At 40.5% G+C, this 21,072-nt stretch carries 21 protein-coding genes; 6 read left to right on the forward strand and 15 right to left on the reverse strand.

All coding sequences use genetic code 11. The features are described from left to right. Positions 1 to 25 precede the first annotated feature (25 nt). The 7 genes from garD to NSS80_RS04905 all read right to left on the reverse strand — a co-directional run bounded on the left by garD (position 26) and on the right by NSS80_RS04905 (position 9,183). Entirely contained in the window at positions 26 to 1,555 is a 1,530-nt protein-coding gene (gene garD, locus NSS80_RS04875) for a galactarate dehydratase (RefSeq protein WP_041116960.1), read from the reverse strand. A 61-nt stretch (positions 1,556 to 1,616) separates the two neighbouring features. Next, positions 1,617 to 2,321: a FadR/GntR family transcriptional regulator gene (locus NSS80_RS04880; protein WP_034282256.1), complete on the reverse strand. Its 705-nt coding sequence runs from the start codon at positions 2,319 to 2,321 to the stop codon at positions 1,617 to 1,619. A gap of 71 nt (positions 2,322 to 2,392) precedes the next feature. Then, positions 2,393 to 3,757 (reverse strand): enolase C-terminal domain-like protein, encoded by a 1,365-nt coding sequence (locus NSS80_RS04885; protein WP_342498437.1) that lies wholly within the window; start codon positions 3,755 to 3,757, stop codon positions 2,393 to 2,395. Positions 3,758 to 3,784: 27 nt separating this feature from the next. Next, positions 3,785 to 5,161 carry an MFS transporter gene (locus NSS80_RS04890; RefSeq protein ID WP_046310382.1) on the reverse strand — a complete coding sequence of 459 codons (1,377 nt, stop codon included), beginning with the start codon at positions 5,159 to 5,161 and terminating at the stop codon, positions 3,785 to 3,787. 65 nt (positions 5,162 to 5,226) lie between these two features. Further along, positions 5,227 to 6,693: an alpha-ketoglutaric semialdehyde dehydrogenase GucD gene (gene gucD, locus NSS80_RS04895; RefSeq protein ID WP_034282252.1), complete on the reverse strand. Its 1,467-nt coding sequence runs from the start codon at positions 6,691 to 6,693 to the stop codon at positions 5,227 to 5,229. Between the two features lie 21 nt (positions 6,694 to 6,714). Continuing rightward, positions 6,715 to 7,641, reverse strand: coding sequence for a 5-dehydro-4-deoxyglucarate dehydratase (gene kdgD / locus NSS80_RS04900; protein ID WP_061109609.1), 927 nt, complete (start codon positions 7,639 to 7,641; stop codon positions 6,715 to 6,717). A gap of 180 nt (positions 7,642 to 7,821) precedes the next feature. Then, positions 7,822 to 9,183: an alkaline phosphatase gene (locus tag NSS80_RS04905; RefSeq protein WP_342498438.1), complete on the reverse strand. Its 1,362-nt coding sequence runs from the start codon at positions 9,181 to 9,183 to the stop codon at positions 7,822 to 7,824. A gap of 353 nt (positions 9,184 to 9,536) precedes the next feature. Between NSS80_RS04905 and NSS80_RS04910 the strand changes: the two genes are divergently transcribed. Both NSS80_RS04910 and NSS80_RS04915 read left to right on the forward strand, forming a co-directional pair. Continuing rightward, on the forward strand, positions 9,537 to 10,367 hold the full coding sequence (locus NSS80_RS04910) for a C40 family peptidase (protein WP_024426592.1): 831 nt from the start codon (positions 9,537 to 9,539) through the stop codon (positions 10,365 to 10,367). A gap of 452 nt (positions 10,368 to 10,819) precedes the next feature. Further along, positions 10,820 to 12,220 (forward strand): amino acid permease, encoded by a 1,401-nt coding sequence (locus tag NSS80_RS04915; protein WP_024425289.1) that lies wholly within the window; start codon positions 10,820 to 10,822, stop codon positions 12,218 to 12,220. A gap of 64 nt (positions 12,221 to 12,284) precedes the next feature. Here the strand turns inward: NSS80_RS04915 and NSS80_RS04920 are convergent, their stop codons facing one another. The 3 genes from NSS80_RS04920 to NSS80_RS04930 are packed head-to-tail and all read right to left on the reverse strand — an operon-like array spanning position 12,285 to position 14,105. Then, positions 12,285 to 12,575, reverse strand: a complete 291-nt coding sequence (locus NSS80_RS04920) for a hypothetical protein (RefSeq protein ID WP_024425288.1) — start codon at positions 12,573 to 12,575, stop codon at positions 12,285 to 12,287. Further along, entirely contained in the window at positions 12,563 to 13,621 is a 1,059-nt protein-coding gene (locus tag NSS80_RS04925) for an anti-sigma factor (RefSeq protein ID WP_024426591.1), read from the reverse strand. The genes NSS80_RS04920 and NSS80_RS04925 overlap by 13 nt, the downstream gene beginning before the upstream one ends. After that, entirely contained in the window at positions 13,614 to 14,105 is a 492-nt protein-coding gene (locus tag NSS80_RS04930; RefSeq protein ID WP_024425287.1) for a sigma-70 family RNA polymerase sigma factor, read from the reverse strand. Before NSS80_RS04930 ends, NSS80_RS04925 begins: the two co-directional genes overlap by 8 nt. A gap of 370 nt (positions 14,106 to 14,475) precedes the next feature. Here NSS80_RS04930 and NSS80_RS04935 point away from each other — a divergent pair, with 370 nt between their 5' ends. Further along, positions 14,476 to 15,078 (forward strand): 1-acyl-sn-glycerol-3-phosphate acyltransferase, encoded by a 603-nt coding sequence (locus tag NSS80_RS04935; protein WP_024425286.1) that lies wholly within the window; start codon positions 14,476 to 14,478, stop codon positions 15,076 to 15,078. Between the two features lie 39 nt (positions 15,079 to 15,117). On the opposite strand, the gene NSS80_RS04940 is transcribed toward NSS80_RS04935, so the two are convergent. Continuing rightward, a complete protein-coding gene (locus NSS80_RS04940; RefSeq protein ID WP_034282244.1) occupies positions 15,118 to 16,449 on the reverse strand; it encodes a hemolysin family protein in 1,332 nt (443 codons plus the stop codon). 58 nt (positions 16,450 to 16,507) lie between these two features. Then, positions 16,508 to 16,948 (reverse strand): MerR family transcriptional regulator, encoded by a 441-nt coding sequence (locus NSS80_RS04945; protein WP_034667702.1) that lies wholly within the window; start codon positions 16,946 to 16,948, stop codon positions 16,508 to 16,510. 337 nt (positions 16,949 to 17,285) lie between these two features. Here NSS80_RS04945 and NSS80_RS04950 point away from each other — a divergent pair, with 337 nt between their 5' ends. Then, a complete protein-coding gene (locus NSS80_RS04950) occupies positions 17,286 to 18,668 on the forward strand; it encodes a hemolysin family protein (protein ID WP_041116973.1) in 1,383 nt (460 codons plus the stop codon). Between the two features lie 90 nt (positions 18,669 to 18,758). Next, the gene (locus tag NSS80_RS04955) at positions 18,759 to 19,151 is read left to right on the forward strand and encodes a hypothetical protein (RefSeq protein WP_034282242.1); all 393 of its coding nucleotides are present in this window, start codon (positions 18,759 to 18,761) and stop codon (positions 19,149 to 19,151) included. Here NSS80_RS04955 and crcB (NSS80_RS04960) read toward each other — a convergent pair. The 3 genes from crcB (NSS80_RS04960) to NSS80_RS04970 are packed head-to-tail and all read right to left on the reverse strand — an operon-like array spanning position 19,148 to position 20,630. After that, a complete protein-coding gene (crcB, locus tag NSS80_RS04960; protein WP_041116974.1) occupies positions 19,148 to 19,513 on the reverse strand; it encodes a fluoride efflux transporter CrcB in 366 nt (121 codons plus the stop codon). The genes NSS80_RS04955 and crcB (NSS80_RS04960) overlap by 4 nt on opposite strands. Continuing rightward, on the reverse strand, positions 19,514 to 19,909 hold the full coding sequence (gene crcB, locus NSS80_RS04965) for a fluoride efflux transporter CrcB (protein ID WP_041116976.1): 396 nt from the start codon (positions 19,907 to 19,909) through the stop codon (positions 19,514 to 19,516). Between the two features lie 4 nt (positions 19,910 to 19,913). Beyond that, a complete protein-coding gene (locus tag NSS80_RS04970; RefSeq protein WP_034282238.1) occupies positions 19,914 to 20,630 on the reverse strand; it encodes a glycerophosphodiester phosphodiesterase family protein in 717 nt (238 codons plus the stop codon). Between the two features lie 305 nt (positions 20,631 to 20,935). On the opposite strand from NSS80_RS04970, the gene NSS80_RS04975 reads away from it, so the two are divergent. Next, entirely contained in the window at positions 20,936 to 21,037 is a 102-nt protein-coding gene (locus NSS80_RS04975) for a YhdX family protein (RefSeq protein WP_017360338.1), read from the forward strand. Positions 21,038 to 21,072: the final 35 nt, after the last annotated feature.

A 21,072-nucleotide genomic window follows, 5' to 3' on the forward strand; every position in this document is an offset into this window, starting at 1 on the left:
AGATGTCCTCAAACGGACATCTCTTTTATGTGACTGGGGCTGGATTAAATAGACACAAATCGTTATGAATCCCCCAATGATCGGCCCATGTTTCTTTCCGGCCGCTGGCGATATCTAGTATATAATGAAACAGGTCTGTACCGACTTCCTCGATTGTTGCTTCTCCGGTTGCAATACGGCCGGCATCAAAATCAATAAGATCCGGCCATTGTGTCTGTAAGCTGGTTTTCGTAGAAACTTTTATTACAGGTGCTGCTGCTAGGCTGTATGGAGTTCCTCGGCCTGTTGTGAAAATTTGTACATTCATACCAGAGGCGAGCTGCAGTGTTCCGCAAACAAAATCGCTTGCCGGCGTCGCAGCAAATATCAGCCCTTTGGTGGCCGCTTTCTCACCAGGCCCAATCACACTAGATATTGGACTTGTGCCAGATTTGGCGATAGATCCAAGCGCCTTTTCTACGACATTGGATAAACCGCCTTTTTTATTTCCTGGGGAAGGATTTGCACTTCTATCTGCTTGACCTCTGCTTAAATAGTCGTCGTACCATTTCATTTCCCGTATAAGTGCCTGCCTCGTTTCTTCATTCAAAGTTCTTGGAGTTAATAGGTGAATGGCATCACGCACTTCTGTCACTTCTGAAAAAAGAACCGTTGCTCCTGCTTTGACAAGGAGGTCTGCTGCATATCCAACGGCGGGGTTTGCTGTTACACCTGAGAATGCATCGCTTCCACCGCATTGTAAGCCTACCACTAAATCCGATACAGGACATGGGACGCGTGTCCGCCTATTGAGTTTCTTTAGTTTGTGCTCTGCAGCCTTCAGAATGGAGGTAATCATTGAAGAGAAGCCTGATTCCTCCTGTAATGTTAAAATATCGTCTTGCCGCTCTTCTGACACAATGCGTGATGGTATGAGTTTTTCACAGCCTAATCCAATGACGAGCACTTCTCCGCCAAAGTTCGGATGTGTGGCTAAGTTTTGGATGGTTCTGATGGGAATGACCGCATCTGGTGCATGAATGGCCACACCGCAGCCGTATTGGTGGTGGAGGGGGATTACGTCATCCACATTTGGATATTTCGGCAGCAGATCTTCCTTGATTTTTTTGACCGCATAGTCAAGAACCCCAACGACACATTGCACGCTTGTTGTAATCCCGAGAATATTTTTAGTACCAACAGAATGATCTGGATTTCGGTATCCCTGAAATTCATAACCATCAAACTTTTTAAGCGGAGGACCGCTGTATGTTAGGCATGATAATTTGTCTAAAGGAGGAGGAGCTGGCATTTGAACGAGCTCTTCTTTCACCCAGCTTCCCTGTATGATGGTTTCGCTAGCGTATCCAATGATTTCACCATATCGCACAATTGGTGCATGCTGTTCAATTGTCTTAAGTGCAACTTTATGCCCTTGAGGGATGCGTTCAGTTAACGTCAATCCACTTGAAAAGCTGGTGCCAGCTGGTAGTCCGCCATCATTTACGATGATTGCTACATTATCCTTTGAACTTACCTGAATATATAGAGGTGCTTCCTTTGCTTTTTGATTCAAGAGATCACTCCTTTGAAAGCGCTATCTTTTTAAGAGGAGAGGAAGCATATCCGCTTCCGTATCATGGCGTTTGATTTAATCCTTTTAAAATCTTATCACGTACAAACTTCAAATGTTCATGCATATGGAAGTGTGCTTGATATGGGTCTCTAAGCTGAAGCGCTTCATAAATTTTCTGATGATAATTAACGGTCACGTTTTTTTCTCGATAAGGAATTTGGCTGTCAATCTTGGCGTGTGATACTAAAAGCGCCTGAATCATGCCTTCAACAACTGGATTGTTTGCACTTAAGGCAATAATCCGGTGGAATTCTTTATCGGCTTCACCATAGTTGTTATCTGTACTTTCCTCAATCATTTCAATGGTTCTTTCTAATTTTTTTAATTCTTCATCACTAATTTTCTCAGCAGCAACGGTGACAAGGCCTAGTTCTAGTACCATACGAGCTTCTAGAATGGCTGGTAAATTATCTTGAGCCAGTGCGAGCATAACTGAAAATGGCTGATTGCTAATTTTATCATTAAAATATGTACCGCCTCGTGTTTTTCTAGTGATAACGCCTAATGTTTCAAGAGAACTTAAAGCTTCGCGCAACACAGGGCGGCTTACCGATAAAATATCCATGAGTTCCATTTCTGTTGGCAGTTTGTCACCAGCTTTTAATTGTCCGCTAGACAATAAATGAACGATACGTTCTATGACTTGTTTTGCTAATGTTTTTCGATTCACTGTTTCAAATTTAAGTTCATCCATACTTTCATTCACGAGTCATTCTCTCCCTTCAGTTGTTCAATTGTAAGACAAAATGAAGGGGAATACAATCATTTACAGTCAAACTACCGAATCAAACACGGTTTTTTCGGGTCGAATGTCCAGCCATTCATGAGATATTGCATCTGAATGGCATCATTTCTTGCACCAAGCTTCATTTGTTTATATAAACGGTTGGCTTCCTCTATCTTTTCTAGATCAATTTGAATACCCAGCCCGGGTTCTTGTGGCACTTTGACACGACCTTCTTTGATTGAAAGTGGGTTCCTTGTTAAATGCTGGCCATCTTGCCATATCCAGTGGGTATCAATCGCTGTTATATGACCTGGTGCAGCAGCGGCAACGTGTGTAAACATGGCCAGGGAAATATCAAAATGGTTGTTTGAGTGCGATCCCCAAGTCAAGCCGTTATCATGACACGTTTGAGCGACTCTAACTGAACCTTCCATTGTCCAAAAGTGCGGGTCCGCCAGTGGAATATCAACTGCATGTAATTGGATGGCGTGTGACAATTGACGGAAATCAGTTGCGATCATATTTGTAGCCACTTGAATGCCGGTAGCTCGTTTGAATTCGGCCATAATTTCTCTTGATGAGAATCCGTCTTCTGCTCCACATGGATCCTCTGCATATGCAAGCACATGTTGTTTTCCTTTGCAAAGCTGAATGGCTTCATCAAGAGACCACGCTCCATTAGGATCAAGTGTGATGCGCGCATTTGGAAAACGTTTTGAAAGAGATTCTACAGCTTCCATCTCTGCTTCCCCGGAAAAGACACCGCCTTTTAACTTGAAATCCTGAAATCCATAGCGTTCATAAGCCGCTTCAGCCAAACGGACAATGTCGATCGGTGTTAGTGCTTTTTGACGCCTTAGCCGGAACCAGCTGCAAGATGAATGATCTTCTTTCAAATAGGGGAGAGGGGTTTTCATTTGATCCCCTATGTAAAATAAATACCCAAGCATGTCAACGACCTGTCTTTGTTGACCTGTTCCTAATAAAGAGGCAACCGGTTCTTCTAAAAATTGACCTAATAAATCCAAGAGAGCCGTTTCTAACGCTGTAACAGCATGTATTGTTGTCCGTAAGTCAAAGGTTTGATTGCCTCTCCCGCTTCTATCGAGGTCTTGATATGTTTGCTGCACCGATTGCAGGATGGCATGATATTGCCCAATTGGTTTTTGGAGGACAAGTCTGGCGGCTTTTTCAAGTGTTTGTCGAATGTTTTCACCGCCGGGAACTTCTCCGACTCCTTGACGGCCGCTGCTGTCTGTTAGTATGACAACATTTCTTGTGAAAAAAGGTCCATGCGCTCCGCTTAGATTCAAAAGCATACTGTCATAGCCGGCAACAGGAATCACCTTCATGTCAGTAATGTAAGGGAGATTGTTTGCTCGTTCCTTTTTGACTTCTTTTAAGTATTGATTCATATAAATCCTCCTTTATATAAAGCGCTTTCAAATAGAGCTGGATGGGACTTGGGCCGGAGGTGTTGAAGGGGGTTCTTTTAACTTCACACGTTTAATGGGACCCACAAGGAATAAATAACTTAAGATTGCAATAACGGCATTACTGCCGACAAAGACGAGCGCACCACTGAAAGAGCCTGTCGCATTGACAATATATCCAATGATAATGGGTGTTGTAATGGATGCAATGTTGCCAAAGGTATTAAATAAACCGCCGCTTAACCCGGCACATTCCTTTGGGGAGGTATCTGATACAACGGCCCAGCCAAGTGCACCGAATCCTTTTCCAAAGAAAGCAAGCGACATAATCGCAACAACAATCCATGAAGATTCTGTATAGTTGCAGATGATCATACTGCATGAAAGAAGCATGCCGATAATAATGGGTGTCTTTCGTGCGAAAGTAAGCGATTTCCCGCTTTTTAATAAAAAATCGGATAACAAGCCGCCAAGGATTCCGCCTAAAAAACCGCAGAGAGCTGGCAGGGAAGCAACAAAACCTGCTTCGAGAATGGACATTCCTTTTGCTTGAACAAGATACACAGGAAACCACGTCAAGAAAAAATAAGTGAGGGTGGTAATGCAATATTGAGCAATATAAACCCCAATTAACATCCGATTTGAAAGTAATTGTTTCACGTATGGCCATTTGGATTCTTTGTTTTGCTGGCTCTTTTCATCGTCCATTGAGGTCAAAGCCCCGCCTTTTGATATGTAATCGAGCTCTGCTGCGTTAATTTTCGGGTGTTGTTTTGGATTATAGACGGTTTTTATCCAAAGAAAAGACAGCAAAATACCGAGGATTCCCATAACAACAAAAACAGAATGCCATCCTAAAGAATGTGTAAGCCAGCCCATAATTGGAGAGAAAATGACAAGCGCAAAATACTGAGCTGAATTAAAGAAAGCAGAAGCTGTTCCACGTTCAGAACTAGGAAACCATGCAGCCACTACACGGCTATTGCCTGGAAAGGAAGGAGCTTCCGCCAGCCCTACTAAAAATCGCAGGGTAAAAAGGAGAATAATCGCAGTACCCGCTGTAAAAAAACCTATGGCACCTTGAAACAATGTAAACAAAGACCAAAAGAAAATACTGCAGGCAATCACCATTTTAGAACCGAATTTATCCAATAAATAACCGCCAGGCAATTGGCCAATGACATATGCCCAGCCAAAAGCAGAAAAGACATAACCCATTGATACAGAGCTAAGACCAAGGTCATGTTGAACAGAATCTCCAGCAATAGAAAGGGTAGCACGATCTGCATAATTGACAGAAGTGACAAGAAACAGCATGAAGACGATAAACCAGCGGACAGACGTTTTTTTATCAGTTTGTGAAGCATGGAAGAGGTTATTTATCATCATTTCTTCTCCTTTTCTAAAATAGAGAATTGAGGAGGGCAGATGCCCTCTCAAATGCTTCAATTTTACGATTTAATGAAAACGGTTTGAATGGCTGTAAAGAATTCCTTTGCCGCTTCTCCTTGTTCACGAGAATGAGAGCTTGATTGTTTCATTCCACCAAATGGTGCCTGTAACTCTACACCAGCACTTTCTGCATTAATTCTAATGAGCCCAGCTTGGATATTCTGAATAAAGGACAGCATACGACCGATATTTTGTGTGAAAATAGAAGCGCTTAAGCCAAAAACCACATCATTGGCAATGTGAAATGCTTCATTGATATCTTGCACTTTGATTAAAGCAATGACAGGACCAAATATTTCTTCTTGAGCGATGGTCATGTCTGAGGTGACATGTTCGAAAATAGCAGGCTCAATAAAATAACCATTCTGATAATCACCATCTGTTAATGGTTCCCCGCCAAAAAGGAGGGTGGCACCTTCTTTTTTTCCAGTTTCAATATAGGAAAGGCATTGATCAAGCTGCTGTTTGCTTGCGATCGGACCCATCCATACGTCTTTTTTTAAACTGTCCCCAATAGTGATCTCTTGCGTTTTTTGAACGAGTTTTTCTTTAAAGGCATCATAGATGTCTTCTTGGACAATGACTCGGCTCGTTGCTGTACATTTTTGTCCAGTTGACCGGAAGGCTCCTGTAATGGCTGCTTCTACCGCAAGATCAAGATCCGCATCATTGGCTACGATAACGGGGTTTTTTCCTCCCATTTCAAGCTGATACTTAATCCCGCGATCAAAGGCTTTTTGACCGATGGCTTTACCCGTTGCATTTGATCCAGTAAATGTAATTCCTTGGATATTTGGATGTTCAATCATTCCTTGACCTACGACAGCTCCCGATCCTGTGACCATATTGACTACTCCTTTTGGAAGGTGGGCATCTGCAAAGCAGGCCATGATTTTTGCGCAAGTAACGGCAGTTTCTGTCGCAGGTTTAATGACGACCGTGTTCCCATAAATGAGTGCAGGAGCCATTTTCCAAATAGGGATCGCAATAGGGAAATTCCAAGGAGAGATGATGCCTACAACACCTAATGGAACCCTTTTAGTGAACATGAGTGCCTCTCGGTCAGTAGAAGGAATGACATCGCCTTCTTTGCGCATTCCTTCGCCGGCATAGTAGCGGAGAATGGCTACACCGCGTGCCGCTTCTCCTTTTGCCTCAGGCAGAGTTTTACCCATTTCTTTTACAGCAGTAATGGCAATGTCATCGAGACGTTCTTCCAGCAAATCAGCTGCTTTATAAAGATATTGTCCTCGTTCTGCACCTGATAAATCTCGCCACATCGTCTTTGCTTCATGAGCTGCAGTGATGGCTGCGTTTACATCTTCGAGACTTGAGCGCTGCACATATCCAGCAGCCTCCTCTTTGTCGGCAGGATTTTGAATGGGGATCACTTCTCCTGTGGAAGCCTTTACCCATTCACCATTGATATAATTGAAGTACGTTTTTTGTTTCACTGAAGTGGACATAATATGAGCTCCTTTCTTTCGTTAATTCACAGCCGCTTTTTTCGGGAAGCGTTCCATTGCGTGCTGTAAAATGTTCTCTAGTTCTTGATAGTGTTCTTTTTCTACAGGAACAACAGGCGGTCTTGCTGAATTGCGGACAGAATGTCCCATGATGTTCATGCCGGCTTTAATGAGTGAGACGGCATAGCCCTTTCTCTGTTGGCGAATCCGGTTAATCGGTAGAATAACAGTTGTGTAAATGTCCTTGACCGTTTCTTGATCACCCGTTTTTAGTGCGTGATAAAACATTCTTGAGATGTGCGGGATATAATTAGAAATTGCGGAGGAATAGGAATGAAAACCAATCGGTAAGTAAGCCGGCATTGTGACCTCTGCCATAGGCAATCCATTTATATAGCTGAGCCTGCTGCCTATTGTATAGGAAAGATTCACGTTTAAATCCATATCACCGACCCCATCTTTTACACCAACAAGCTGTTCAAAAGAAGTGAGCCGTTTGATTTGCTGCACAGAAAGAACAGCATTATCTCGTTGATATAAGATGGCATTTAGGTTTGTACTTTCTATAATGGTTTTGGCGTATTCATATAGTCCTTCTTGTTCACCATGAATTAAATAAGGAGGGAGTAATAAGTAACCGTCAACGCCTTTTTTCTCGGAAATTTTCGCCCACTCCAGTGCGGTATTTAAATTTCCGCCAACTCCTGAATAAACAGGAACTTGACCACCGGCAGCTGCAAGTGCCACATCAATCATTTGCTCGTATTCTTTTTGACTAATAGACTGAAATTCTCCCGACCCACATGCAATAAAAATGGCATCGAGCCCTTCGTCTAGTAAGAATTGAATGTTTTGAAATAGTGCTTCCTCAGAAAGCTGACCATTTGCTTGAAAAGGAGCGATAGGAAAACCTAATATGCCTTCTGGTGCTCTTCTACCTTGAATCATTGCTAAAAACCTCCTGTAATTTGTTAAAAAGAAAGGTAAGCGCTACCAAAAACTCTTTTGTTTAATTGTAAGACAAATAAACAATTTGTCAATATCTTTATTTTCAGAAATTTCAACTGGAAGATTGAACAATAAAAAGAGCAGGCATTTTCTACACCTGCTCTTACAATGTTCTTCGTTTTATTGATGAAGTAATTTAAAGATATGTTTTGCTTGATCTGTATTTTCCATCAGACCTTTTAGCTGCTGGCTTGTTGGGCCATACGCAAAGAATGGAACTTCATCACCGGTATGACCAGAAGTTGTCCAGCCTGTATGTGATCTTGTATTGATCACTTCTTCAATCGCATCATCAATTTTAACAGTATCTTTTGTTTCAGCGGCCTTTTGAATAGATGCTGTTTCTTCTTTTGTGAAATCAAGATTGATATATTGTTTCAGCGCTGACTCGACAGTCATGCCGCTGACAATTTTGTTTGCGATAAAGTCAGGCGTTTTTTTCGCTGCTTTGACCGGTTTGTAATCCCAGCTGCCTGAACCGTCTGCTCCGAAGGAAAGTCCGCCAGTTGAATGATCTGCGGTCGTGATGACTAACGTGTTTTTATCCTTTTTCGCAAAACGAATCGCTTCTTCAAATGCTTTTTCAAAATCCTTCATTTCGCTCATTGCACTGACAATATCATGATCATGTCCAGCCCAGTCAATTTGACTGCCTTCGACCATAAGGAAAAATCCTTTTTTGTTTTTAGACAGCTGTTTGATAGCTGAGGATGTCATATCTTGCAGGGAAGGGGTCGTTTGATCACGATCAATGGCTTTATCGAGACCTCCATCAGCAAAAATGCCTAACACTTTTTCATTTTTGTTTTTTTGTAAGGCGGCTTTATTGGTGACATAATCATAACCGGCTTGTCTGAATTCCTTCGTCAGATCACGATCCTTTCGGACAAAATCGACAAGTCCTCCGCCAAGCATGACATCGACTGTATGCTGTTTTCCGATTTTCTCATCGAAGAAGTCATCAGCGATGGCTGCAGTGTTTTTCCTAGACACATCGTGAGCGGCATACGCAGCAGGCGTAGCATTTGTTAATTCAGATGTCACGACAAGACCCGTCGATTTTCCTTTTCGTTTGGCTTCTTCTAAAACGGTTTTTAGTTTTTTGCCGTTTTTGTTTACACCAATGGCATTGTTGTATGTCTTTTTACCAGTAGCCATGGCTGTACCAGCTGCTGCTGAATCGGTAATGTTATTTTTAGAGTCGTCAGGGTATGTTTTGTGCATGCCAGTGAGGTAAGGGTCAAACGCTGTTTGCTTTGAAAGGTCACCGTTGTGTTTAAATGAGCGGTAAGTTGAAAGATAGGGTGTTCCCATGCCATCTCCAATCAGCACGATCACATTTTGCACGTCATTTTTCGGCTTCTTTTTAGCCTCAGCTTTGTCAGCTTGTCCAAATTCAATCCCTGAAAAAATGCCAATCGATAGCACAGATGCTGCTGCCACTGCAGCGATTTTCGTTTTCGAGCTTTTCAACACACTCATTCATTTTGCCTCCTCATTGTTTATGTATCGCTCTTACGTTTACAATGGTAGAGCAGAAGTGTGGATTCCTTTTTACAGCACCGTAAAGTTCACTTTAAAATTGTAAAGGTCCACTTTACATAGAATGAACCAAAAAGAGAAATGAATGTATCATTTATCCATGACAAGATGCGATTATTTTGTCATGATTGTGTAATAAAAATGAAATAAAAAGAACCCTAAAAAAAAATAAATTTTGCCGAATTAATAAGCATAATGTCGTAGGAAGTCAAGACTATTTCTTCTGGTATTTGATCCTTATAATAGGGAGTAGATAAAAATTCGGATCAGATAGATACATACAGGAGGAACAAATGAAAAAACAATTGATCACAGCTGCAAGTGCAGTTCTACTTGGGACGACATTATTTGCCGGAGCTGCCTCAGCACAATCAGTAAAAGTTCAAAAAGGTGACTCTCTTTCTGTTCTAGCGAAAAGATACAAAACAAGCGTGAGCAAAATTAAATCAGACAATAAGCTGAAATCTAACGTGATTTATGTTGGACAAACCTTAAAAGTGAATGGCACTTCTTCGAAAAAAGCAGTGAAGACATCAAAAACAACAACAAAAGTAAAAACGGCTTCAGCAACTGCCACTCATAAAGTTGTCAAAGGTGATACATTATCTAAGATTGGCAAAAAATACGGGATGACTGTGAAAGAGCTGAAATCGTTAAATAAACTTAAAACAGACCTCATTAAAATCGGGCAAAAGCTAAAGGTGAAAAAGACGTCTAAAGTAAAGACGAAACCTGTGAAAGAAAAAACAGTCTCTACTTCTTCCTTAAACACGTCTAAGCTTATAGCAGATGCTAAAGCGCAAAACGGTACTCCATATAGATGGGGTGGAACGACACCGAAGGGCTTTGATTGCAGCGGATTTATGTGGTATATCATTAACAAACAAAAAAAGATTTCAAGACAAACAACTGAAGGTTTCTGGGGATCGATGAAAAGTGTGTCCAAACCGAAGGCTGGAGATTTTGTCTTCTTTACAACGTATAAATCAGGTCCATCTCACATGGGTGTCTATCTTGGGAACAATAAGTTTATCCATGCTGCTTCTGACGGTGTAACGATCAGTGATATGACATCAAGCTATTGGAAGCCTATTTATCTTGGAGCGAAAACATTTGTAAACTAATTCATTTTAAGAGACTGCTATGAAGCAGTCTCTTTTTTCATATATCATTTATGCCGCAGAACTGGTCTTTTTCTCATAGATCACTATCAGTCTAAAGGCTTTAAAATAACATAATTGTGGACCCGCTTTTAAAAAAAGGGTCTTATTTTTGTTGAATAATAAGTATATGAAAAAAATATAATCTTCCATGTTGTATCATAAATAGAGGGAGACAAACTATCAATTGAATAAGGATTGAAGAAAATCTAACCGTTTTATTGACAATATTTTCGTTGATATATAAGAATTTTCACTCTATTTTTAAAAAAAGTGTTTTCATTTTTTAATTTTCATATATAATAATTTTACGCCACCAATTTATTGTGCTAAATTTAATCTAAATATTCAGAAAATATTGTGAATTATATGAGTGTGGCGTCTTTAGACTGATACTAAGTTTTGGGAGTGATGGTATGAGCAATTCATTGTTTAGAAAAAAGAGCATTTCAGAGCTCATTGCGGCAACACAAGGGGAAAAAGCATTAAAAAAGGAATTGGGTTCATTTGATTTAACCATGCTGGGCATTGGAGCCATTATCGGGACAGGGATATTTGTTCTAACAGGTACAGGAGCCGTCACTGCGGGGCCAGGACTTGTTCTATCATTTGTCATCGCAGGTCTTGCTTGTTTGTTTGCAGCACTGTCATATGCGGAATTTGCTTCCACAGTGCCTGTATCAGGGTCTGTGTATACATTTACGTACGCATCAATGGGGGAATTTCTAGCATTCATCATTGGATGGGATTTAATATTAGAATATATGCTGGCCGCTAGTGCCGTTTCAGCGGGCTGGTCAGGCTATTTTGTGTCTTTTTTAAATGGGATAGGGATTCATATACCAGTTGAGTTAACAGCAGCACCAGGTGGTTTAAAAGGGCAAGTGACATATTTTAATCTTCCAGCATTTATTATTTTAATGGTCATCACCTTCCTGCTGTACTTTGGTATTAAAGAATCAAAACGAGTCAATAACATCATGGTTATTATGAAAATTGCTGTGATTCTGCTCTTTATTTTAGTCGCTGTGAAATATGTAAAACCTGAAAACTGGACACCATTCGTACCATTTGGGACATCAGGGGTCTTAAGTGCAGCAGCCCTCGTATTCTTTGCATTTATCGGGTTTGATGCAGTTGCTTCTGCAGCAGAGGAGACAAAAAATCCATCACGCAACCTGCCTAGAGGGATTATTACTTCCTTATTGATTTGTACACTGCTTTATGTCGTTGTCAGTGCGATTATGACAGGCATTGTTCCTTTCATGAATTTTGAAGGAGTATCACATCCAGTGTCTCTCGTTTTACAAGTAGCCGGACAAAACTGGGTGGCTGGTATTGTGGATGTCGGAGCGATTCTAGGGATGACAACCGTAATGCTTGTCATGCTGTACGGCCAGACACGCGTGATGTTTGCTATGTCTCGTGATGGCTTGGTGCCAAAGGTATTATCAAAAGTTCACCCAAAGCATAAAACTCCTTACATCAATACACTGTTCTTCGGTACATTGTCAGCATTAATGGGTGGATTTATTCCACTTGATGAGCTGGCAAGCCTAGTGAATATCGGGACACTTTCAGCATTTATTTTGATTTCAGTGGCGGTCATTGTGATGAGAAAAACGCAGCCGGACTTACCACGAGCTTTCAGATGCCCAGCAGTTCCGCTTATTCCGATCTTAGCTATTCTATCTTGCGGATTGCTCATTTATAAGCTTGGTGCAATCACCTTTGTTCGTTTCTTAATCTGGCTTGCCATTGGGCTGGTTGTGTATTTCTTATATTCAAGAAAGCATTCAGAATTGAATAAAAAGTAAATGAAAAAAGCCCGTGCTGCTTGGCATTAGTCAAGTAACACGGGCTTTTGCTTTTGAGTGCTGATTAAAAACCTAACTGAAGATCGACATCGATTGATACGATGGCATAGACACAAACAATGACAAAGATATTCAGTACGACACCGAGGAAACCTGGACCCGTACGGCCTTTTTTAATGAACAGTTCAATAATGCCAAATGGAACTGCGGCCATTGCAAAAGGAAGCATTTGAAAAGAATAAAATGTCACGTTGCTGATAATGGCGAGGTTTAGCATGAGCAGGGATAATATCGCTGTGCCGACAGAAATCCAGCCAAAAACATTATGCTCTTTAAAAATTCTTACCAATTCCATAATTCCACCTCGCTCACTTTTGCCGTTTTAATGCGTTTTGTCTTTACAAATTTCTCAATTTCTTTAGAAGGTCCAGTGACCACAGAGCCATAAACGGTGACGCCATTTTGATCTATATAGCGTATACGATTAGACAGATCAAGATCAGGTCTGCCAGAGATCGTTGTTGCCCATGTCGGGTGCTGATTAACATAAGCAAGGGCATCTTTGAATTGATCTACCTCAGTTTTTGATGTGTGCTGAAGCTCTTTTAAAAATTCAGAGTCCTTCCCAGGAAAGCCGATTGGCCGCTGATTTCCACTTAATGAATCCTCTGTTTTAATCGCATTCCACAGCACTTTCATATCATATTTTTTAGCAAAGGAATAAATATCCTTTGGTGTGTAAGCTCTGTCATAGGATACATACACTTCACTTACTGTTCCTTCAGGAAGCTTGTCTAACGTAGTGAGTGTTTGTTTTTTTGAGGCATCTGCCTGCGCCGAAGGATGGGTAAAGAAACCCTCCGTTTCGCGTGCGCTGTCACCATAATAAGAGATAGTAGGCTGCTTTAATTTATCGAAAAACATCTCGATTTGTTCACTGCCAATGGCTTCTGTTTTATTGCCAATTTGCTTTTGCAGCTTCAATTCGGTGTTCATTCCAAAAAGCTTGACCTGACCTTTTAAATCCTTCATATCAATGGCCACGTTTGGTTTGGTCAAAGCGACGGTGACAGCCGCTGTTTCCATGAAGTGATTGCCTTTGCTCTCGGCTCCGCCAACGCCGTAGTATAAATAACTTCCTAATGTACAAAGCGGTAAAATAATGAGTGTCGATATGACAGCAAGTACGGAAATACGTAAATATGACTTTCTTTTTCCGTATTGTAGAATGGCTTTTTGCTTCTCAGGACTGATGGAAAAATCTGTCCAATCCGAGTCGTTCAGTTCCTGGCTTAAGCGTTTTTCGTTTTCTTCAAGCTCTTCCTCAAACGCTATCATTTCTTCCTCATTCATCTCACCATTATTATATTGTTCCCATCGCTTGTTAAACTCTTCATTCATCATTAACACCTCTGTTGTAAAGTGCTTTTAGGCGCTGCCTTGCACGAAATAAAACACTTTTAAAATTTGCTTCAGTAATATTCATGACCTTGGATGCTTCCTTGTAATTTAGCTCTTTTAAATAATACAATGTCAACGCTTCCTTGTAGTTATCTGGAAGCTGCTCCAAATACATGGTGAGAACTTCCTTTATTTCAACCTGTTCAGCAGGGCTTTGTACAGACGTTTGTAAAAGACCGCCAATGAGGTCATCCGATATGGTCACTTCTTTTTTATGTTTCCTGACATAATCAATAAAAGCATTTCGTGCCACCTGAAATAACCAAGGTTTCACTTTGCTATGGTCGTAGGAATGAATATGTATATACGCACGCATAAAGGTTTCCTGCAATAAGTCTTCTGCCAAATGTTTGTCTTTTGTCATGGAGAGCAGAAACCTGTAAACATCGTTCATATACATTTGATAAATTTCATCGATCGTCACTGATTTTTCTCCCCTCTATGTTATACACGCATAAGAAAGGCATAAAGTTGCACGAAACTTCTCATTACCGTACATTACTCATTTCTTTCGCCGAATCAAAATCATTTCTCCTTATCATAGCGAAATTTGCATCATTTATAAAGTATTTTCAATAGAACAAATCAGGAAAAAACATCGAAAAACGACAAAATTGGACACAATTCCTATTCTATTCTCCCCTAAAACCTTGTGCTTGAATACAGTCAGAACGTTCATTTTAAACGAAAAAAATAGGGAGGATTGGACTGCGTACAAATTTTTAGTACCAGGTAATAAAAAATTTGTTATAATAGAGACAAATCCTTCATTCTTCAAACAAAGGAAGTGCACTATGTATAAATTTTCAGGCTATACCGTCAAATTATTATTTGGTCTCCGAGGTGGAATCAAAGTATATCAAAAAGAGAATCTGCCAACTGATCGGGGTTTTGTCATTGCTTGTACACATGAGGGTTTTGTGGATGTTCTTGCATTAGGCGCAGGAATTCTTCCGTTTGAGATCCACTACATGGCGAAAAAAGAATTGTTTGCAAATAAATGGATCGGTGGATTTTTAAAAAAGATTCATGCCTTTCCAGTTGATCGAGAGAATCCTGGGCCAAGCAGTATTAAAACGCCCATTAAATTATTAAAAGAGGGAAAGATCGTTGGGATTTTTCCAAGCGGCACACGTACTACAGAGGATGTTCCTTTAAAAAGAGGAGCGGTTACCATTGCGCAGCTCGGTAAAGCGCCAATTGTTCCAGCCGCATACAAAGGACCTTCAAATGCGAAAAGCCTTTTCAAAAAAGGGAAAATGCGCTTAATCATCGGTGAACCGATTGAGCTGTCTGAATTTGACCATCTGCCGCCAAAAGAAAGATTAGGTGCCATGACAGAAGTATTAAACACAAGAATCAAAGAGCTAGAAGCTCAATTAATGGAAAAGGCATAAGAAAAACGACCGCTTGCTTAGGCAAGGGTCGTTTTTGTCTTAAGAAGCGCCTTCTTCAGCTGCTTCTAATAACTGTTCATTTAACTTTTTTACTTCGATGTATGCCACATGGTGTCCATCGACTTCATTAATAATAAATTCATAGCCTTGTTCACGAATGGCGTCATTTTTCTCTACTTCATATTTCTGAGTAAGGAACCAGCCGCCGATTGTGTCGACCTCTTCATTATCAAGCTGTATACCTAATAGCAGGTTGACTTGATCAACAAGAACCTTGCCATCAAAGATGTAATGGTCTTCTCCAAGTTTACGCACTTCGTTGATTTCATCAATGTCGAACTCATCACGAATTTCACCAACGATTTCTTCAAGGATGTCTTCAACAGTGACAAGACCTGCTGTACCGCCATATTCATCTGATAAAATGGCCATGTGTACACGTTCACGCTGCATTTTGAGCAGTAAATCATGAACAGGAACCGTTTCAATCACATGAATAATCGGATTTACAAACTTTTCGATCGTATCGCTTGTAGAGCACTCACCGCTAATGCAGGCAGTGAGAACCTCTTTAATGTTAAGAACACCGATAATGTTGTCTTTGTCGCCATCTTCAATTGGATAACGTGTATATTTCTCTACCTTTGTTACCTTCAGCATTTCCTCAATGGTAATATCATATGGGAAGCTGACAACTTCGGTACGAGGAATCATAATTTCTTTCGCCAGACGGTCATCAAATTCGAAAATTTTATTTACATATTTGAATTCAGACTGGTTAATCTCGCCGCTCTTATAGCTCTCTGATAAAATAATCCGCAATTCTTCCTCAGAGTGCGCCATGTCATGCTCAGATACTTGCTGAAGACCGAACGCTTTCGTTAACAAACGAGCAGATCCATTTAATACCCAAATAAACGGGAACATCACTTTGTAAAAGATCATCAGTGGTCTAGCAAAAAGAAGGGATACTTGCTCAGCCTTTTGAATGGCGAGTGTTTTCGGTGCAAGTTCTCCAACGACAACGTGTAAAAACGTCATGATACTAAACGCAATAATAAAAGTGACAATAGAACTAGCTGATTGAGGAATGGACAGCTCTGCAAAGAGCGGCGCAAGCATATGCGCAATTGTTTCTTCCCCTAACCAACCAATACCAAGGGCGGTAATGGTAATACCAAGCTGACAGGCTGATAGGTACTCATCAAGATGAGTCGTTACATGCTTGACAGCAACTGCTGTTTTATTACCTTCTGCGATTAACTGATCAATTCTTGAGCTTCTTAAGCGAATGATCGCAAACTCTGATGCAACGAAAAACGCGGTTAAAGCTATAAGTAAAGCGACTATGAGTAAATTAACTATGTCCAATTAAGGCCTTCGTTCTGACTTTGAGAACGAAGGTAACACCTCCTGTTTAGTAAAAATTTTAACTTAACAGCAGTAAAAATGATTGGACAGCCGTCATTTTTTCAGGAGTAAGCTGCTCTTTTAGTTTTTCACGTTGTTCTGGCTGAAGCTGCTTACAACGTGCCAAAATGCGGTCCATATGCTCATTCATCCGATCGATATCAGAGGTTAAATGGACAAGTTCATCATGATCTTCCTTTTGAGAAGGGAATTGTTCATCTAATCTGGATTTGATGTCAGAAAGAGCCAATCTCTGCTGTTTGCAAAGAACGATTAATTGTAATCGTTTTAAAGCATATTCATCGTAATAACGATAATTTGAGCAAGATCTAACAGGCGCAAGCAAACCTAGATTTGTATAATAATCTACAGTTCGTTTCGTCACCTGTGCAATCTGTGCTAGTTCACCAATACGATACTTTTTCTCAGCCCCATCTGAACATCTCCTCCTAACCGTCACGTTATAGTTTATGAAATTAGTTTAATATAATTCTAGTCTGAAACACAAGTTAATTGTTCATATTTCCTGCCAATAAGAAGAAACAGAGGAGGATTTCCCTCAATTTAGTCAGTCATGTCAAAAACAGCATGATGATACAGGAATTTTCAGATTATTTATGGTAAGATAAAATGAATACCGTTTCATATATATGTAGAGAGGCGGAATTTTACGTGAACCGGAGGTGGTTAAGTGGGGCCCTCAATGTAGTCTTATTTAATCAGTTAACCGTTTTGCAAAACATAACATCATCAATCAGGAGGTGACTCCTTGTTCTTCTAAGAAAGAGCAAGGTTAAATGGACGATATTGTTAATCTGAGTATAGTCGGTGTTTTGATTGCTTTAACAGCTTTCTTTGTTGCATCTGAATTTGCCATAGTAAAGGTGAGAAGTTCAAGAATTAATCAGCTTGTTGCCGAAGGGTCCAAAAAGGCCATCATGGCGAAAAAGGTGACATCAAGGCTAGATGAATATTTGTCAGCCTGTCAGCTCGGTATTACAGTGACATCCCTTGGTTTAGGGTGGATTGGTAAGCCGGCTGTGAAAGAACTTTTGGTTCGAGGTTTTGGTTTGACAAACATTCCTGATTCAGCAATCAGCCTGATCTCAGCAACACTTGCGTTCTCTATTATTACCTTTTTGCATGTAGTTGTAGGTGAGCTAGCACCAAAAACGCTTGCCATTCAAAAGGCGGAAAAAATGACGCTATGGCTGTCAGGACCGCTGCATGCATTTTATATCCTTATGTTCCCTTTCATTTATGTGTTAAACGGATCAGCCCGTTTGCTAACTAAAATGATGGGCATCGATATGGGGTCTGAAAAAGAACATTCCCATTCTGAAGAGGAATTGAAGATTTTATTATCTGAGAGCTTAAAAAATGGGGAAATCAACCCATCAGAATATAATTATATGAACAAGATTTTCGATTTCGATAATCGAATTGCCAGAGAGATCATGATACCGCGGAGAGAAATTTGTGCGATTCCAGAAGATATGCCGTTAGATGATATCCTCGCCATCATGACGCAGGAAAAGTATACACGTTTCCCTGTTTTTTCAGGAGATAAAGACCATGTCATCGGCATGCTGAACAAAAAGCAGCTCTTTGCAGATCTTGTGTATCAAGGAGAAAAAGATCAACTGAAAATTCAAGATTATATATATCCAGTGATTGAGGTCATCGACACGATTCCTATTCAAGAGCTTCTCGTTAAGATGCAGCGTGATAGAATGCATATGGCGATCTTAACTGACGAATATGGCGGAACGTCTGGACTTGTCACAACGGAAGATATTTTAGAAGAGATTGTCGGAGATATTCGAGATGAATTCGATGAAGATGAGCAGCCAGTTATTCAAAAAAGAGCCGATCATCATTATGTTTTAGATGGCAAAGTGAGATTAGATGAAGTTCAAGATTTGATCGAGATCTCTTATCATGATGAGGAAATTGATACAATCGGCGGACTCATCTTAAAAGAGAATATTGATATCAGAGAAGGACAATCCGTCTATCTTGATGATATTCGAATGAAAGTGCTGGAAATGGATGGACGCTACGTTAAAAAGATCGATTTGAAAAAAGGCGTCACATCGTCAGAAAAAGGCAGCGCACGCACTGGGCTTGATATAAAGGAGCCGCTTTTAGTAAACGAAATGACCTTGAGCGAAAAATAAGCTCAAGGTTTTTTTAGGTATTTAGTCTCTTTTTAACGAATGTATGTTCGGTATATAATAAGAACAAACGTTCGATAGAGGGGGATGGACATGCTTTGGTATGAAACAGCAAGTATCACGGAGAAAAAAACCTCAATGAAACGAATTGAGTTTCATTTAAAGAATTTCAAAAATTATCAAGCAGCGATCTTAAATATCGAAAGGCAGCTTGAAAAAAGAAGCCCGCATCATCTCGACCACATGACTCGGAAAAAGTTAGAAGAACAAAAAAGTCAGTATGAACTCATCGTTGCTTGTATTGAAACGGCATTAAAAGAGTTGGACGAAATAGAGCAGCAGCTCATCGATTACAAATATTTTCGAGATTGGCGGATGGCAAAGTGTGCAATGGAAATTGGCTATAGTGAAAAAACACTCTTTTTGATGAAGCGCCAGCTCATGGATCAGCTGCTCATCAGCTTAGCCGCCATTACCAATATTTAAATAAGATGCTGTCCTATTTGATAAAACGCAGCAAAGAGACATAAAGACCCGATGATTGTGACCAGCAAGTAGACAGCAAGAAGTCCAATTTGCCGCTCATGCAGCATGGACGCAGCTTCTACACTAAATGTAGAGAATGTTGTAAAACCACCGAAAAACCCAGTACCAATGATCATAAGCAGCGGATCATTGTCAGACACTGCACCTGTCAGTAAACCTAAACCGGCAGCGCCGAGTAAGTTGATGAGAATAATACTATACGGAAAACGAGTATGAAACTTGGTTTTCTGAATCGATTGACTGAGGAAAAAACGAAGGGCACTGCCCATCCCGCCGGCAACAGCTGTATAAAATACAATCATTTATCTGCTTCCTTTCGGCTGCTCATGTTGTTGAAAGAGGCGCTGAGCGGTGATCAGTCCACATAAGGCAGCGCCCACTCCAGCAATCACTGAGAGTAGAATGTACATGATACTTGATGTGAACAGTCCATCCTGTAATAAGAGAACCGTTTCTTTAGAAAAAGTGGACATTGTCGTAAAACCACCGCAAAATCCTGTTCCGATCAAAGCAGCAAGATATTTTTTTCCTTTCCGAAACATAAAATATCCTGTTGAAAAGCCAAGAAACAGACTGCCTGTCATGTTTTCAATCAGTGTTGCATAGGGGAATGTCTGGCTGACAACGGATTGGCTAAGTTCATATCTGCAAAGGGTACCAACCAATCCACCGATAAATACGGCGAGATATGCTTTCATTTAATCATTTCTCCTTTAGAAAAAATGGCGGGTGATCCGTCACCACTCCATCAATGAGGTATGTTTTCATCCTGTCGGCTGTTTTTTGATCTTTCACTGTCCATATAAAGACATCCATTCCAAATGAGTGGATGCGGTCAATCCACCATCTGTTGATCATCGTTTTCTTCATATTAAGGCAATTCGCAAAGGAGCTGTACTCCGCTAATTTCCTTTTCGTCAGTTTAAAGGCAGAGGGTTTTATAATAAAAGCTGTTCGAAGAGAAGGGGCGTAAGCTTTGACTCTTTGAAGTGCATTGGCATCAAAAGATTGAACCATGATGTGACGGGAATAGGCAAACCGGTTGATGATGTCGACAACTGCCTTTTCAATCCCAATCTGCCGTTTTGGATGCTTGATCTCAATCAGTATCCCGACACGATGAGTGTACCTTTCAAGAATTTCCTGTAAGGTGGGAATTCGTTCGTTGGCGTACTGTGAATCAAACCAGCTTCCTGCATCCAGTTTCTTCAGCCGATCAAGTGTATAACTTTTCACTAAGCCGCTTCCGTTAGTTGTTCGATTAACGGTATCATCATGGATGACGGCTACGTGCTGATCCATTGTCAGCTGGACGTCTAACTCAATATAATCCGCACCTTGCTGAACAGCTAAATCAAATGCGGCGATTGTATTTTCTGGGGCAGCGCTTGAAGACCCTCTATGCGCGATAATATACACATGCTCCAGCTCCTGACATAAGTTCTGGTCTTATCATATCAAATTTTTGCTGTTTTTCCTTCTTTACTATATGGAACGATGGAGAGCTGTATGTAATGGAACATGGCGTGTGGTGAGAAAGCATCGTGTATAAAAGGTGAAAAGTTGCAGGAATATCCCAAGCTCTTATTGAGTAAATCTGAACTACATCATTTTTTCTTCGATCAATTTTGTCCAAATCGTCAGCGTTCGTCAAAATATTAGTGCTTTCGTCATGTTGACTGAAAATTCTGATGTTTTATAATGATGAAAAGGAGGCGAGATGATTGGGTAAAGGGAGAATTAGAGTGGAAGAACGTATTAAGGCTGAAACGGATGCTGAAATGTTTAAAGCGACTCTCCTTGATCAGGCTCAGAAGAAAAAGTAGTTTGCTGCCCGTCGATATGTCTCTAGCCAAAATTT

Source organism: Bacillus sp. FSL M8-0350 (assembly GCF_038593345.1).
GTDB classification, from domain to species: Bacteria; Bacillota; Bacilli; order Bacillales; family Bacillaceae; genus Bacillus; species Bacillus safensis.